General features: G+C 43.9%; 14 protein-coding genes. 10 read left to right on the top strand and 4 right to left on the bottom strand.

Annotation, left to right across the window (positions count from 1 at the left end):
• The first annotated feature begins 33 nt into the window (after nucleotides 1–33).
• The 3 genes from lysS to MSG33_RS18610 all read left to right on the top strand — a co-directional run bounded on the left by lysS (nucleotide 34) and on the right by MSG33_RS18610 (nucleotide 3,911).
• The gene (gene lysS, locus MSG33_RS18620) at nucleotides 34–1,551 is read left to right on the top strand and encodes a lysine--tRNA ligase (protein ID WP_005397328.1); all 1,518 of its coding nucleotides are present in this window, start codon (nucleotides 34–36) and stop codon (nucleotides 1,549–1,551) included.
• 244 nt (nucleotides 1,552–1,795) lie between these two features.
• Nucleotides 1,796–3,130, top strand: a complete 1,335-nt coding sequence (gene vpsR / locus MSG33_RS18615; RefSeq protein ID WP_046873964.1) for a cyclic-di-GMP-binding transcriptional regulator VpsR — start codon at nucleotides 1,796–1,798, stop codon at nucleotides 3,128–3,130.
• A gap of 529 nt (nucleotides 3,131–3,659) precedes the next feature.
• On the top strand, nucleotides 3,660–3,911 hold the full coding sequence (locus MSG33_RS18610; protein WP_005397324.1) for a hypothetical protein: 252 nt from the start codon (nucleotides 3,660–3,662) through the stop codon (nucleotides 3,909–3,911).
• Between the two features lie 134 nt (nucleotides 3,912–4,045).
• Here MSG33_RS18610 and MSG33_RS18605 read toward each other — a convergent pair whose 3' ends face one another.
• A complete protein-coding gene (locus MSG33_RS18605) occupies nucleotides 4,046–5,080 on the bottom strand; it encodes an NADP(H)-dependent aldo-keto reductase (protein ID WP_047009105.1) in 1,035 nt (344 codons plus the stop codon).
• A 154-nt stretch (nucleotides 5,081–5,234) separates the two neighbouring features.
• Between MSG33_RS18605 and MSG33_RS18600 the strand changes: the two genes are divergently transcribed.
• Nucleotides 5,235–5,546 (top strand): DUF6482 family protein, encoded by a 312-nt coding sequence (locus tag MSG33_RS18600; RefSeq protein ID WP_005397320.1) that lies wholly within the window; start codon nucleotides 5,235–5,237, stop codon nucleotides 5,544–5,546.
• Nucleotides 5,547–5,561: 15 nt separating this feature from the next.
• Here the strand turns inward: MSG33_RS18600 and mutH are convergent, their stop codons facing one another.
• Nucleotides 5,562–6,242, bottom strand: coding sequence for a DNA mismatch repair endonuclease MutH (gene mutH / locus MSG33_RS18595; protein WP_006742669.1), 681 nt, complete (start codon nucleotides 6,240–6,242; stop codon nucleotides 5,562–5,564).
• Nucleotides 6,243–6,861: 619 nt separating this feature from the next.
• Between mutH and rppH the strand changes: the two genes are divergently transcribed.
• The 5 genes from rppH to MSG33_RS18570 all read left to right on the top strand — a co-directional run bounded on the left by rppH (nucleotide 6,862) and on the right by MSG33_RS18570 (nucleotide 12,201).
• Complete coding sequence (gene rppH, locus MSG33_RS18590; RefSeq protein WP_005381953.1) at nucleotides 6,862–7,383, top strand: RNA pyrophosphohydrolase; 522 nt, start codon at nucleotides 6,862–6,864, stop codon at nucleotides 7,381–7,383.
• Between the two features lie 2 nt (nucleotides 7,384–7,385).
• Nucleotides 7,386–9,632 carry a phosphoenolpyruvate--protein phosphotransferase gene (gene ptsP, locus MSG33_RS18585; RefSeq protein WP_114323169.1) on the top strand — a complete coding sequence of 749 codons (2,247 nt, stop codon included), beginning with the start codon at nucleotides 7,386–7,388 and terminating at the stop codon, nucleotides 9,630–9,632.
• A gap of 6 nt (nucleotides 9,633–9,638) precedes the next feature.
• Complete coding sequence (locus MSG33_RS18580; protein WP_006743341.1) at nucleotides 9,639–10,430, top strand: sulfite exporter TauE/SafE family protein; 792 nt, start codon at nucleotides 9,639–9,641, stop codon at nucleotides 10,428–10,430.
• 88 nt (nucleotides 10,431–10,518) lie between these two features.
• A complete protein-coding gene (gene lgt / locus MSG33_RS18575) occupies nucleotides 10,519–11,340 on the top strand; it encodes a prolipoprotein diacylglyceryl transferase (RefSeq protein ID WP_248381702.1) in 822 nt (273 codons plus the stop codon).
• Between the two features lie 9 nt (nucleotides 11,341–11,349).
• Nucleotides 11,350–12,201, top strand: coding sequence for a thymidylate synthase (locus tag MSG33_RS18570; RefSeq protein ID WP_005381947.1), 852 nt, complete (start codon nucleotides 11,350–11,352; stop codon nucleotides 12,199–12,201).
• A gap of 70 nt (nucleotides 12,202–12,271) precedes the next feature.
• On the opposite strand, the gene MSG33_RS18565 is transcribed toward MSG33_RS18570, so the two are convergent.
• Nucleotides 12,272–13,414, bottom strand: a complete 1,143-nt coding sequence (locus MSG33_RS18565; protein ID WP_248381700.1) for a flavohemoglobin expression-modulating QEGLA motif protein — start codon at nucleotides 13,412–13,414, stop codon at nucleotides 12,272–12,274.
• A 148-nt stretch (nucleotides 13,415–13,562) separates the two neighbouring features.
• Entirely contained in the window at nucleotides 13,563–14,708 is a 1,146-nt protein-coding gene (locus MSG33_RS18560; RefSeq protein ID WP_031780616.1) for a Na/Pi symporter, read from the bottom strand.
• A 386-nt stretch (nucleotides 14,709–15,094) separates the two neighbouring features.
• On the opposite strand from MSG33_RS18560, the gene nhaR reads away from it, so the two are divergent.
• The gene (gene nhaR / locus MSG33_RS18555) at nucleotides 15,095–15,985 is read left to right on the top strand and encodes a transcriptional activator NhaR (RefSeq protein ID WP_005381942.1); all 891 of its coding nucleotides are present in this window, start codon (nucleotides 15,095–15,097) and stop codon (nucleotides 15,983–15,985) included.
• Nucleotides 15,986–16,110 lie beyond the last annotated feature (125 nt).

Raw genomic sequence — 16,110 nt, 5'->3', positions numbered from 1 at the left:
GCTTTTCACCGACAAAAACAGGATACATCGAAAATGACTGATGCTGTTCAAAACGAAACTGTACTAGAAGAAAATAAGCTGATTGCTGAACGCCGCGCTAAACTGGATGAAATCCGAAAGAGCTGCAAAGCAAACGGCCACCCAAACGACTTCCGTCGTGACGCACTAGCGGGCGACCTTCAAAAAGAGTTCGGTGAAAAGACGAAGGAAGAGCTAGAAGAGCTTAACCACGTGGTTGCAATTGCTGGCCGTATTATGGCTAAGCGTGGTCCATTCCTAGTAATTCAAGAAACATCTGGCCGTATCCAAGCTTACGCTGCTAAAGACGTACAAAAAGAGCTAAAAGAGAAATACCAAGGTCTTGATATCGGTGACATCATCGGTGTTAAAGGTGCGCTGCACAAATCTGGTAAGGGTGACCTGTACGTGAACATGGAAGAATACGAGTTGCTAACTAAAGCACTTCGTCCACTTCCTGAGAAGTTCCACGGTCTTACTGACCAAGAAATGCGTTACCGTCAGCGTTACGTTGATCTGATTGTGAACGAAGATTCACGTAAAGCATTTATTGTACGTTCTAAAGTGATGTCTGCAATTCGTAACTTCATGATCTCAAAACAGTTCATGGAAGTAGAAACGCCGATGATGCACGTGATCCCTGGTGGTGCAAGTGCACGCCCATTCATCACGCATCACAACGCGCTAGACATGCCAATGTACCTACGTATTGCACCTGAGCTATACCTGAAGCGTCTAGTGGTTGGTGGCTTCGATCGCGTATTCGAAATTAACCGTAACTTCCGTAACGAAGGTCTTTCTCCACGTCATAACCCAGAATTCACTATGATGGAATTCTACATGGCGTACGCGGATTACAAAGATCTGATGGACTTTACTGAAGAACTACTAAGCTCGGTAGCGCAAGAAGTTCTAGGTTCAACATCAATGCCTTACGGTGATGAAACGGTTGAATTTGGTGGCACTTACACTCGTATGAGCATGTTTGAAGCAATCAAGCAGTACAACCCAGATCACGCGCAAATCCAAGCGCTAACCGAAGAAGATCTACAAAACCGTGAACTGATGGTTTCTATCGCGAAATCAGTACATGTTGAAGTAGAAGACTTCTGGACATGCGGTCAGCTTCTAGAAGAAATCTTCGGTGAAACAGCAGAACCTAAGCTAATGCAGCCAACGTTCATCACTGGCTACCCAGCGGACATCTCTCCACTGGCTCGCCGTAGCGATGACAACCCGTTCTTTACAGACCGCTTTGAATTCTTCATCGGCGGCCGTGAAGTGGCGAATGGCTTCTCAGAGCTTAACGATGCAGAAGATCAAGACGCGCGCTTTAAAGCACAGGTTGAAGCTAAAGAGTCTGGTGACGACGAAGCCATGTTCTACGATGCAGATTACATCACTGCACTAGAGCACGGCCTACCACCAACGGCAGGCCAAGGTATCGGTATCGACCGTCTGGTTATGCTACTGACTAACACGCACACTATCCGTGACGTGATCCTATTCCCAGCAATGCGCCCACAAGCGTAATTTGGCAGGATGATCAAAAAAACCACCTTCGGGTGGTTTTTTTATACCTTTTAGTTAAATAAGTTCAAGTTGTTGCATTTGCTTTTTAATAGGATATGCAAATAAACATTCGCCAAATCTCAATCTATTGCATAGTCTTAATACTGAGACAGACGTGGGGGCGCGGAGTCTCGATAATGTTACCCGCTCGCAAAGATAGGTTTGTGGCGCAAAATTTCTATTAACAATGAAAAAGGGTTAGAGAATGGCTGGGCAGTTTAAGATGGATTCCATCCCGGGATCGCTTGTGGTAGTTGGCGGTACTTATGAGCCTTGGTTATCAGTACTTGAGCAAGTGGGCTGGAAGTGTCACCAAGTGGGTGACTTACGCAAAGCTAATACGTTGTTAGAGGATATTGGTCCATGTATCGGTATTGTCGATCTCAGCCATGACGAATTCAGCTTGAACGGTTTGGCGAACTTAGTCAGTTCTCACAAACACGTGCGTTGGTTAGCGTTTATTCGTGAATCTCAGCTTGGCACTGACACCATATGCCAGTTCATTGTTAACTTTTGTATCGACTTTTTCACTGCGCCAATCCCGGATGCCCAGCTTTTAAGCACGATTGGTCACCAGCTTGGTATGCTCAAGTTGGAGAAAAAAGTTTGGCCTAGTTTTGGTAGCAGCTTAGACATGGGGCTGATCGGTGAATCTATCCCGATGAAGCGTTTACGCGATCAAGTAAAGCGAATCGGTCCGACGGACGTCAGTATTCTGATTTCTGGGGAAAGTGGTACAGGTAAAGAAGCGGTTGCTCGCGCTATCCACAAAGTCTCTTCACGCTCTCATAAACCGTTTATGGCAATTAACTGTCGCGCGCTCAATGAGCAACGTTTCCAGGCGGAAGTATTTGGTATTAACGCCGATGAAGATATGGAAGCATGTATGCTCGAACAAGCAGATGGCGGCACCGTGTTGTTTAATGACATTCTTACCATTTCAAAAGAGCAGCAAATGAATCTGCTGAGATTCTTGCAAGAAGGCACCATTGATACCAAAGATGGTGTAAAAGCGGTCAATGTGCGCATCCTTGCGGCTAACTCGTCAGATGTAGAAAAAGCCTTGATTGACGGAGATTTTAATGAAGAGCTTTACCACTACATTAACGTATTACGCATTAATGTCCCGAGCTTAAAAGAGCGCGCGAGCGATATTTCTTTGTTAGCGCGCTACTACTTACAAGAGTTTTCTAAAGAGTATAACTCGCAAGCAAAAAGCTTTTCTGAGGATGCACTCAAGGCTCTGACACGTTATTTCTGGCCAGGTAACGTACGTGAATTGATGAACCAAGTGAAACGAGCGGTTCTGATGTCTGACAGCGTAATGATTGAAGAGCATCACCTAGATTTGCCTCAGCGTAATGACTCAAAGCGTAGTTTGAAATCGATTCGTGAGAAGAGTGAGCGTGACGCGTTACTGGTTGTTTTGGAATCTCATTCTGGTCAAGTTTCGAATGCGGCGAAGGAGCTTGGTGTTTCACGCGCGACGATGTATCGACTACTGAACAAACATAATTTGATTTCTGATCAAGCCATGTAAATTTGTTCTTTCTGAAGTTAAATTGGTGAATGAATATCAGTGAAGGAGCGGCTACAAAGCCGCTCTTTTTGTTTTGTATTCAGTTTGATTTATAAAATCCGTAATTTCATATATTCCCTAGGTGAATATGTTATATAGAAAAGTATATGAAACTGAATTGCGGTGTATTGATTTGTTTTTAATCAAAAAGACAAAAAATGTTTGATATATATTCATCAAAGCTTACAATTTAACCGTAACTCAATGAGTTATACCTTTCATAAACGGATTAATTTTTAGCTAGGAGGTGCAAGATGAAACATTACGTTGTTAATACCACTGCTTGCGCTGATCGTATGCCTATCGCTCCGATGACTCTTAAGTCGGATGATACCAATACCACTGGCTCACAAGATAAAAATTAATCCGTAACCTATCTTATTTATTACTAGGCTGCGGAAAAGTAGCGGCTTAGTATCAACAGAGCACCTCTGTTCATTTTACGCACTATTTTTCCCAGTCGAATACATCGATAATCGGAGAAAATATTATGCGTCACTCTATTTACCTACAACTGGCAACTTTGCTATTGAAAGCAGACCTTAAACGCGAAGAAAAGCAATGGCAGCGAACCATACGCCGCACTGCTCATGATGTTCCATGGACGAATGTTCATCTATTGAGGGATATTGGTTTAGATAGCGATGGTCGTTCCACACGCGCCAATGTTCCGGATGCAGTAAAAGTTGAACGTCGAGTTCGTCACCTTCGTCGAGTTTTAACGTCGCGAATAATGACGTAATCGTTAGCGTGTTGGACTGACTGAGTTGCTATCGAGTCATTCAACACGCTTAACGTGCGATATGAAGTCATACTTCATTTGATGAACAGTTGACCTTGAAGGTCAGCTGTTTTCGTTTGAGGGGAGCTTTACTGTTAAGGGCATGGATTCGAGTAGGTTGTACCAATTGCTTGAATCTCAGTAAGGAGCTCATCGCTTAGTTTTAGATCGATACTGTCGATGTTGGCTTTTAATTGGTCGAGGTTGGTCGCGCCGATAATATTAGATGCAACAAATGGGCGCTGATTGACAAATGCGAGTGCCATTTGTGCAGGATCCAAACCATGCTCTTGGGCTAAATTGACGTAAGCTTCGGTCGCTTTTATCCCCTGAGGAGTAAAGTAGCGCGCAAAACGCTCCCACTTAGTGCATCGAGCACCCTCTGGTCTCTCACCATTCAAGTATTTGCCGCTTAGGCAGCCAAATGCCAGTGGAGAGTAGGCCAGTAGCTGGACACCTTCATAGTGGCTGATTTCAGACAAGCCCACTTCGAAGCTGCGGTTCAATAAGTTATATGGGTTTTGAATCGAGACAATGCGTGGCAAATCATGCTTTTCGGCTAAACGCAGTAATGACATCACACCCCATGGCGTTTCGTTTGATACACCGATGTAGCGTACTTTGCCTGCATTCACTAGCTCAGTCAGCGCTTCCAAGGTTTCAATTAATGTGACTTCTTCTTGTTTGTCTGGGTAAGGGTAGTTGAGTTGACCAAAGCAGTTAGTTTGGCGTTGAGGCCAATGTAATTGGTATAAATCGACATAATCCGTTTGCAGGCGGTTAAGGCTGTCATCAATTGCTGTATGGATGTGGCGACGATTAAGGCTCATGTTGTCTCGGATGTGAGGGACACCGCGAGGGCCAGCCACTTTTGTTGCCAGCACAACTTTTTCACGTTTGCCGCTCTTTGCTAACCAATTCCCTATGTATTGCTCGGTGAGTCCTTGGGTTTCCGCTTTGGGAGGTACAGGGTACATCTCTGCGGTATCAATGAAATTCACCCCATGATCAAGGGCAAAGTCGAGCTGTTCAAAGGCGTCCTTTTCTGTATTTTGCTCGCCAAACGTCATGGTTCCGAGGCAGATTTTACTGATCTCAAGTGATGAGTGCGGTAGTTTTGTGTATTGCATATCACGTCCTTGAAGAGTTACCGACTAAATAAGTGATTCCAATATAGGGGATTTTTAACCGCTATCGCAAATGATTTACGTATAAAGGAAGACCAAACTCGAAAGCTATACATAGCCTAACTACACTTAAATGATCGTGTGAAGGAGGTACGTTATGCAGAAGCATCAATTGGACATGTGGTTACACGGTCCCCATAAAGATACTTATAAAACTCCCAAAGTATTTGTGATTGGGTGTTCTGATGTCTCTGACTATTTGCTAGCAGTGGAGTACAAGCATCAACTTGAGCCAATTAAAGACGGTGAAGATCCGATACATTTCGGTTCGCTAGATTTGGTGAAAGAAGAGCTGCTGAGGTTAGGGGTAGATAAAGCGTACTTAAGGCTGCACAATGCGTATGACGAATGTGGCACTGAAGAGGCAGCCTCGTACTGTGATATCGAGTTATCGCTCGTGACGCACTAAATGGCGGAAACAACATTACTCAGATTGCGTGTTGATGTAGTGCTTGAGTAAGATCTGTTCAGTAAACTGTGTTCTGAGGTAAAAACCTCGGGGCAGAGTTTTTATCGGCTTGCCATTTGAGCTGTATGCTTCGGTGAGTGCTTTTGCATTCGCGGCTTTAGGGCGAAGATGCAGCGCTTCTCCGTGTCTGGCGGAAATTTGATCGAATTTCCCCAAGACGATCATCTCCATTAGCTCTTCCCAGTCGTTTCGTAAAATACGCTCTTCGTCGTCGTCTGGTGACCAAATCAGTGGGCTACCAACACGTCTTTCTGCAAGTGGAATTTCTCGTTCCCCTTCCACTGGTACCCAAAGCACACGAGATAGCTTGTTTCGAACATGACTTGTTTCCCATGTAAGACCATGAACACCAGTGAGGGGGGCCACAGAAACAAAGGTTGTTTCCAACGGTTTGCCAGAGTGACTGATCGGAATACTTTTCAGCTCGATCCCTAGCTTAGCGAAATCTTGTTGAGGTTTACTGCCAGCTGGAGCGCCCAAGTGCCATTCGAGTAATTGACCCACCCAACCTTTATCACGTTTTAAGTTTTCAGGAACAATCATATTCGCCTCGGCGGCCAACTCAGCAAAACTGAGTCCTGCCATATCATGCGCTCGTTCCAATAGCTCTGCTTCTGTTTGTGGTTCTGGTTTCATAGTCACAAGGTGGTATTACAAAAAATATAGTTTATCAAACTCCGGCCAAATCTACTGTTTAAGATTTCACCGAGGCGGTGTAAGAACGATCAATTCATAACTTATCCACAGGTGGAGGAGGTATTGATAAGATCCTGACGGGGTCTGTATGAATAAACAGGGGTTAAAATGCATTTTTGGGGTTGATTTTGTTGTAATCATCTAAACGAATAGCAGGTGAGTGTGGATAAATAGCCTATTGGTGGATCTTTGACCGATCTGAGTTTGGTGAAAAGATCATCAAGAAACTGAAGATCGATTTATCGCTATTTTTTAAAATAAAGACTTTTTTATCAATGTTTTATGTTCGTTTTTTTGTTTCTTTATTTGTTTTGCTTGTGATGGGGTTGAACAGAATTACTCATTTGAATTGAATTCTTCACAAAGTTATTCACAGAAAAGGTGAATAAATGTGGGCAATGTCTCACTCTTGTGTTGATAAGGTATGGCTTGATTAAAAGATATCCAAATATGGTGAAAAGGTAATAAATCTTGCTCATATCACATCAGTAAGTTTGCTAGTAATGGGGATATGTGGAAAAATCACGGTAATAAAAAATTTATTCATAGAGGTTAGCCAGTGATAGATGGCGATGGTTACCGACTTAATGTTGGTATTGTGATATGTAATAACCATGGTCAGGTCTTCTGGGCTAAACGATACGGGCAACACTCATGGCAATTTCCACAAGGTGGAATTGACGAAGGTGAAACTCCTGAACAAGCCATGTTCAGGGAGTTATATGAAGAAGTCGGTTTAACGAAAAAAGACGTTAAGATCATTGCAACAAGTCGTCATTGGTTAAGATATAAGCTACCAAAACGATTGGTGCGTTGGGACTCCAAGCCTGTTTGTATCGGCCAAAAACAGAAATGGTTTCTGCTGAGATTAGAATGCGATGAATCTCGTATTAATATGCAACGCGGAAAATCCCCTGAATTTGATGGTTGGCGCTGGGTGAGTTACTGGTATCCAGTTAGGCAAGTTGTTTCTTTCAAGCGAGATGTTTATCGACGAGCGATGAAAGAGTTTGCATCCTTAGCCATGCCTTTTCGAGAGAGAAAAGCGAAAGGGAAAAGAAAAAAGCAACGTAGAGGATAATCATGCTCAGTCAGCTAAGGGAAATAGTTGAGAAAGTCTCCAGGGTCGATGATGTGCATCTGGCACTCGATATATTGGTGAAAGAGACTTGTGCTGCCCTTCGCACTGAGTGCTGTACTATCTATCTTGCTAATGAAGAAATGCAGCGCCTTGAGTTAATGGCAACTCAAGGCCTTATTTTTGAAGGTGATAGTATTCATATCAACTTCAATGAAGGCTTGGTTGGGTTGGTTAAACGAAGCGCAGAGCCACTCAACCTTGCCGAAGCCTCAAAACATCCCGAGTTTAAATTCTTCCCTCAACTCGGTGAACAGATTTACCACTCCTTTTTAGCCACTCCAATCATTCATCGCAAACAAGTTTTAGGTGTGTTGGTGATCCAGCAAAAAACACCTCGCTTGTTCAGTGAAATGGAAGAGTCTTTTCTTGTCACGTTGTCCGCTCAGCTAGCAGTGCTTATTGCGCATGCGCAGAATCTTGGGCATTGGCAGTTGGCATCTAAACCCACGGTATTAAAAGGTTTGCCTGCATCTACTGGTGTCGCGATTGGAGAGTTTTGGTTCGACAATACCCAGCCGAGTTTATCGGATGTTTTCCCTTCGTCCACGTTAGATAAAGAACGTGAGCACGAGACATTGCTGGTGGCGATAGAGCGAGCGTTAAATGACTTTCGCCGTATGCGGAAAAAGCTGGACAGTGAAATCAACAAAGATGCGCTGGCGATCTTCGATCTGTTTACGCACTTACTCAATGACCCGATGCTTCGTGGTGATTTGAAGAAGCAGATTGAAAAAGGAGACAGGGCCGATTGGGCGTTACGCCAAGTGGTAGAATCATACTCGAATCGATTTGCCAGAATGTCGGATGTCTACATGCGCGAGAGAGCGCAAGACATCCGAGAGTTAGGGCAAAGGCTGCTCTATTTTCTGCACAACAGTGAGCAAGAAAATTCTGCAATTGATCGTCCCATTATTTTGGTGGCGAATGAACTCACTGCCACCTTGCTCGCGTCTGTACCTAAAGAATTTTTGTTAGCCGTCGTGTCACTAGAAGGTGGCGCGAACTCTCATGCGGCTATTTTGTCTCGCGCACTTGGAGTTCCCGCTGTCATGGGCGCCAACATTAACCCGGATGTGGTCAATGGCAAACTCGGGATAGTGGATGGTTATACGGGCGAGATCTTCCTAGAGCCAAACCGTCAATTATTGCGAGAGTATCGCAGCTTAGTGAGTGAAGAGTCAGAATTGTTTGCAATGGTAAACAAGGACCTCGCACTCCCAGCGGTTACGCAAGACAATCACCACATCGAAATTATGCTCAATGCGGGGCTCAGTGCAGACAGTAATATTGCCATCAATACAGGTGTTGATGGAGTTGGGTTGTACCGAACTGAGATTGCATTTTTACTTCAGCATCACTTTCCGTCAGAAGATGAGCAGTATCATCAATACCAAGCGATACTCAACAGTTATCCGAATCAACGAGTGGTGATGCGCACTTTGGATATTGGTGGTGACAAACCTTTGCCATATTTGCCGATCGAAGAAGATAATCCGTTTCTAGGCTGGCGTGGCATTCGTTTTACATTAGATCACCCAGATATTTTCTTGATCCAGCTGCGTGCAATGTTAAGGGCGAGTGCAGAAAGCGGTAATTTAAGTATTTTGTTGCCAATGGTGTCAGGGGTAAAAGAGCTAGACGATGCCATTAGCTTGATTAATCAAGCTCACAGCGAAGCCGTGTTGCTTGATGATAGAATTCAGTTCCCACAAGTTGGGGTCATGATCGAAGTGCCATCAATGGTGTATTTATTGCCAACGATTGCTCACCGTGTTGATTTTGTTTCTGTCGGGACAAACGATTTAACTCAGTATTTATTAGCGGTAGATAGGAACAATTCGCGCGTAGCGGATGTCTATGAATCTATGCATCCTGCGGTACTACTAGCGCTTAAGCAAATCCATGAGGTGTGTGATAAATATCAGGTGCCCGTGTGTATTTGTGGTGAGCTAGCGGGTGATCCATTTGGCGCTCTTCTCTTACTTGGGTTAGGGTATACCAGTTTGAGTATGAACACCTCTAATGTGGCTAAGGTGAAATATTTGATTCGTCATAGCCAACAAGAAGAATTAGAAAAATTAGCGGAGCAAGCAATGACAAAGTCCTACGGGGAGGACATTCATCAAATGATGCATGACTTCTTCATCCAACAGGGTTTTGCGGGCTTTATCCGTGCAGGTAAAAAGTAGGAAATCGTGACCGTCTCTTTATTTTTGTTATTGTTGGCGCTAGGCGCTTTTGTGGGTGTGATGGCGGGGTTACTCGGTATCGGTGGTGGTTTGATAGTTGTTCCTGCCTTGTTGTATTTGCTTCCTCTTGCTGGAATCTCTCCAGAAATGAGTATGCACATGGCCCTAGCCACTTCGTTAGCGAGTATTATTGTTACGTCAGGCTCATCGGCGATGAATCACCTTAAGCTCGGCAATGTCGATATGTTCGTCGTAAAATGGTTGATGCCAGGTGTGGTTATTGGTGGTTTTGTCGGTGCCAATATTGCTGAGTGGATCCCTACGCACTACTTGCCGAAAGTATTTGGTGTCATTGTTCTTTGCCTGTCAGTACAGATGTTCCGTTCCATTAAAGTTACGAGCAGTAAACCTATGCCGAGCAGCCCGGTGACCGTTGCGTATGGCACGGGGATTGGCGTCGTATCAAGCCTTGCTGGTATTGGTGGCGGTTCACTGTCGGTCCCATTTTTAAATAAACACGGGATAGAAATGCGTAAAGCGGTAGGTTCATCTTCCGTTTGTGGTTGCGTGATTGCTATTTCTGGTATGATCGGTTTTATCTTACATGGCTATAAAGTGGAAGGCTTACCTTCATACAGTATTGGCTATGTTTATCTTCCCGCTTTATTAGCGATTGCCATGGCCTCGATGCTCACAACAAAAGTGGGTGCGAAGCTGGCAACTAACCTTCCAACTGCGGTATTAAAAAAGATATTCGCGGTGTTCTTAATGTTTGTAGCAGCGACCATGCTGCTCTAAGTTTGTACCCAAGTCATTCTCGCTGAACCAAGCATCTAGAGGTTACTTGGGTATATTTATTTTGTTTGTGATAAGAAGAGAATGATTTATGTCTCAGGGATATATTGAATTTCCCAATATTGATCCGGTTTTAATCTCTATTGGTCCTGTTTCGGTTCGTTGGTACGGTTTGATGTACCTTGTGGGCTTTATGTTCGCCCTATGGTTGGCGAACCGACGTGCGGATAAGCCGGGAAGTGGTTGGACACGAGAACAGGTTTCTGATTTGTTGTTCGCAGGCTTCCTTGGCGTGGTGATTGGTGGCCGTGTTGGCTACGTGCTTTTCTACAATTTTGAGCTTTTCCTGGCTGACCCTTTGTATCTGTTTAAAGTGTGGACCGGTGGTATGTCTTTCCACGGTGGCTTACTGGGTGTGATTACCGCGATGTTCTGGTATGCACACAAAAACGGGCGAACGTTCTTCGGCGTTGCCGACTTTATCGCGCCGCTTGTGCCATTTGGTTTGGGTATGGGGCGTTTAGGTAACTTCATGAACAGCGAATTGTGGGGCCGAGTAACGGATGTGCCTTGGGCGATCGTTTTCCCAAATGGTGGTCCACTGCCACGTCATCCATCGCAGCTTTATGAAATGGCGCTTGAAGGTATCGTACTTTTCTTCATCTTGAATTGGTTCATCAAGAAACCTCGTCCTCTAGGTTCTGTTTCAGGACTCTTTCTTGCGGGTTACGGAACCTTCCGTTTCCTAGTAGAATACGTGCGCGAACCAGACGCTCATTTGGGGTTATTCGGTGGCTTTATTTCCATGGGACAGATTTTATCCCTGCCAATGGTGGTTATCGGTGCCCTAATGATGGTTTGGGCATACAAACGTGGTCATTACAAAGACGAGTTACCACAAAAGACGAAGTAAGGTATTGGTGTGAAACAGTATTTAGATTTGTGTCAACGCATCGTTGACCAAGGTGTTTGGGTTGAAAATGAGCGTACAGGCAAGCGCTGCCTGACCGTAATCAACGCGGATTTAACCTACGATGTTGCGAACAATCAATTTCCGTTGGTAACCACACGTAAAAGTTTTTGGAAAGCGGCCGTTGCAGAGCTACTAGGGTACATTCGTGGTTACGATAATGCGGAAGATTTTCGTAAGCTGGGCACGAAAACCTGGGATGCCAATGCCAACCTAAATGATGCTTGGTTAAATAATCCATATCGTAAGGGCGAAGACGACATGGGCCGTGTCTACGGTGTCCAAGGGCGCGCATGGGCGAAGCCTGATGGCGGGCATGTTGACCAATTACGCAAGATAGTGGATGACTTAACGCGTGGTGTTGATGATCGCGGTGAAATCTTGAACTTCTACAACCCGGGTGAATTCCACATGGGGTGCTTGCGTCCTTGCATGTATAGCCACCATTTTTCATTGCTGGATGATACGCTATACCTGAACAGTACTCAGCGTTCGTGTGATGTACCGCTTGGCTTAAACTTCAATATGGTTCAAGTTTACGTGTTCTTGGCGATCATGGCGCAAATCACGGGCAAGAAACCTGGTCAGGCATTTCATAAGATTGTGAATGCGCACATTTATGAAGATCAGCTTGAACTGATGCGTGATGTTCAGTTGAAACGTGAACCATTAAAAGCGCCGACGTTCCACATCAATCCAGAGATTAAATCTCTAGAAGATCTGGAAACATGGGTCACACTGGATGACTTTTGGGTTGAAGGATACGAGCATCACGACCCTATTCGTTACCCATTCTCAGTGTAACCAGTATTATTCTTCAAGATATGAAAAAAGCTCCAAATGGAGCTTTTTTGCTTTTTGTACTTTGAAGGTATTACTTGAGTGCACTGACAATATAGCGGTGAATAGGGTTGGTTTGCAGCGGTGCAGACAGTGCTGGGCTAATAAACTTGGGTTGGGTGAATATTTGCTTCCTCACTAATGAGCGGATAAGCTCAAAATACTTCAGTTCTGTTTTTCCACATAGCAACAATGAAAAGTCATCGCCCAGTTTATCGTAGGCATTGAGCACCTCTCGGAACCCCCTGAGGTACAAGTAATCCTTCGTCAAACCGCCTCCTCGATACACACGAGCAGTCGTCGTAAATGCTTGAAGGTCAGACGTTTTATACTGTTCTTTTAATAGCATGAACGTATGGCGGAAATCGCGATCCTTGATCATCGACTCTACCGCCAGGACTCGTAAGGCTAAGGTTCTTAGGCGTTTGATACTGAAATGTCCTGACAGATATTCACACAATATAGCCAGCCCTTCTTGGGTGTTGGTATTGGCTGGGCACCCTAAGCTCAGGACCTTTAGCGGTTGTTGACGACCATTAAGCGTAGTAAGAAGGTGTACACCCATTTCATGATGTGCGAGAGCCTCTAACTCATCGGTCGTGATGTATGCTGCGTGGTTAATTTTGACTCGAGACCCCGAAACGAGTGCGTTTGCTAACATCCCATCCAACACCTGTATTTCACATTCATATCCATTACGTTGAGCAAAGTTTTGCATGAAGTGTGCTATCGCACGGCTATCATGCTGAGGTTTGCTCTCTTCTTCCGTGGGAAGGTGTAAAATGAAATGGGCGTTGGCAATATCTTTGGCGCTCGGCTCTCCGTAATAGCGCAAGGAGTTATAAAGAAACTCTTGTGTACCGATAGTATTCACTTGATCCAATTTATCTGCGTAAGACTGAATCACATCCGCGTACAGCTTTTGTAATTGGGTGTCTTGAATATTTTCTAAAGGCAGTTCATACAGACGTCGCTTTGCGCTGTGAGTATCTAGATTGGTGGTTGAGTATTGGAAGTTAGGCTCTTGAGAGTATTTGTTCTTAATAAAGCGCTCTCTTTCCTGAGCATAATTGAGAGGATTCACGCTACTAAGGATATCAATATCAGCAACCAGTTGAGTTAGGTTTTCGTCTATTGCGAGTAGCTGATCAGAAATAGTGCCATTAAGCTGCGTCATGTTGTCGACTCCAAATGAGGTAGCCCAGCATAAGTATGCTGGTATGGCTCAAATTATCACCAGACAACGAATTTGAACAGCGTCATTAACGCAAAAAAGGCCCCACAATGTGGAGCCTAAACAATAAGCGATGGTATGTAAGTTATTGTTATGTCGTTAGGGCTAAGATCGCGCCTGGTAAAATAACGAATACAGACATTAGGTAGCCACCGACAACAGCTTTGTTCTTGATAGCCATTTCAGAAATCATCTCAGCGCCTTTCACTGGAATTTCACGTAGGAACGGAATACCAAAGATAAACAGTGTTGCCATGATATTAAATACTAGGTGTACCAGAGCGATTTGAAGCGCGAATACCGCGAACTCACCCGATACGGCTGTTGCTGCTAGTAGCGCCGTAATACAAGTACCAATGTTTGCACCTAGCGTGAATGGGTAAATATCACGAACTTTAAGAACGCCTGTACCCACAAGTGGAACCATCAAGCTAGTTGTTGTTGATGAAGATTGTACCAACACAGTCACGATTGAACCCGATACAATACCGTGAATAGGGCCACGACCAATCGCGTTTTTCAAAATTTCACGTGCGCGGCCAACCATTAAGCTCTTCATTAGCTTACCCATTACCGTAATTGCAACGAAGATTGTCGCAATACCCAAAACGATAAGCATGATGCCACCAACAGTATCACCGAATGTTGAAAGTGGCTCTTTAATTGCACCCACAACTGGTTTTGTTATTGGCTTAATGAAGTTGAAGCCTTTAATGCTCATATCGCCAGTAGCAAGTAGTGGAGAAACAAGCCAATGAGAAACTTTCTCTAAAATGCCGAACATCATTTCCAACGGAAGGAAAATAGCAACAGCAAGTAAGTTGAAGAAGTCGTGAATAGTTGCGCTTGCAAATGCACGTTTGAACTCTTCTTTACAACGTACGTGACCAAGAGAAACAAGCGTATTAGTCACTGTGGTACCAATATTGGCACCCATCACCATCGGAATCGCGGTTTCTACTGGTAAGCCACCTGCAACTAAACCTACAATAATAGACGTTACAGTACTTGAGGACTGAATTAAGGCTGTTGCCACCAAGCCGATCATTAGACCTGCAACAGGGTGAGCGGCAAACTCAAATAGCACCTTAGCTTGATCGCCAGTTGCCCATTTGAAGCCACTACCAACCATAGATACTGCTAGAAGAAGCAGATACAACATGAATGCCAAGTTAGCCCAGCGTAACCAACGAGCAGTGCTCGAAATTGGCGCCACTGTTGAAGTAGCTTGGTTCATCATAATTTTCTCCGTTGACCTTTCAGTTCATTTTTCGGTCTGTAGTTGAAACTGCGGGCGATGTTAGAGAACAAATATTTCAGTAATATTACAGATTTCTTGCTGTGAGTAATTTTTATTGTTCTTTTTGATAGTGGTGTGAGTAGGGAAAATTGATGGTTTTTAACTCTTTGAATTTAATGAATAAATTTGACTTTTGTTTTGTGTGGTTTTTGCGTTTTCTTTAGAAAGAAAATGCGCCTCAGTTCAACTTTTATGACAGTGTTAATTTTATATATTCGGTAAAACTTATGTTTTTGTAATGTATTGTATGGTTTTGTCGAGTTTATTGTTTGTCTCTGTCACATTTGGTATAAAAAGCATCACTTTCTTTTCGGGACTTGATCATGTCACATCTAAACTACAACCATCTATATTATTTCTGGATGGTGTGCAAACAGGGCTCTGTAACTAAAGCGGCCGATGCGCTTTTCCTGACACCGCAAACCGTGACAGGGCAGATTAAAGCGCTTGAAGAACGCATGAAAGGAAAGTTAACCAAACGAAATGGTCGTACAGTTGAGCCAACTGAGTTAGGGCAACTTGTTTTTAAGTACGCCGACCGAATGTTTGGTTTGAGTTATGAGATGTTAGATATCGTCAATTACAGTCAGCACTCGAACATTCTGTTTGAAGTTGGCGTAGCCGATGCGTTATCTAAACGCTTGGTCAGTAAAGTACTAATGACGACTGTCCCGGAAGATAACAGTATTCATTTACGCTGTTATGAGTCAACCCACGAATTGCTACTTGAACGACTGTCTCAGCACAAGCTGGATATGATCCTCTCGGATTGTCCCGTTGACTCAACTCAAAGCCCTGGCCTTTATAGCAAAAAGCTAGGTGAGAGCAGCATGAGCTTTTTCGCCTCTTCTGAAATTGAAAATGTGCGTTTCCCTGAGATTCTGGAACAGAAAAAGCTTTTGATTCCTGCAAGCCGAACAGCAATGGGGCGTAAGGTTATTCAGTGGTTTGATCGTCAAGGTCTTCAGCCTAATGTGTTGGGAGAATTTGATGATGTTGCGTTGATGAAGGCTTTCGCACGGTATCACGATGATGTAATTTTCTTAGCGCCGACCGTATACATGTCGGAGATTGAGGACGACCGAAATCTACAGCTAATTGGTCATGTCGATGGGTTAAAAGAAGAGTACTACGTGATTTTTGCGGAACGAATGATCCAACACCCAGCGGTAAAAAATGTTTGTGATGCTGATTTCAGTCAAATGTTTGAGTAAACCCGTATCGTTGCGCAAATAAATAGATTACTATCAATAAAAATATAATTCTAAATAATACCTAAGTAACTCAAGATACTTGTTTTAGTGAGCAAAACTATTAATTATTGATGGCGCATCAATTC

Origin of the sequence: Vibrio sp. 1CM7H (assembly GCF_023161645.1) — a bacterium.
Taxonomy (GTDB): domain Bacteria; phylum Pseudomonadota; class Gammaproteobacteria; order Enterobacterales; family Vibrionaceae; genus Vibrio; species Vibrio diabolicus.
Note: the sequence above shows the minus strand (reverse complement) of the source record. Positions and strands in the feature narration are given on the sequence as shown.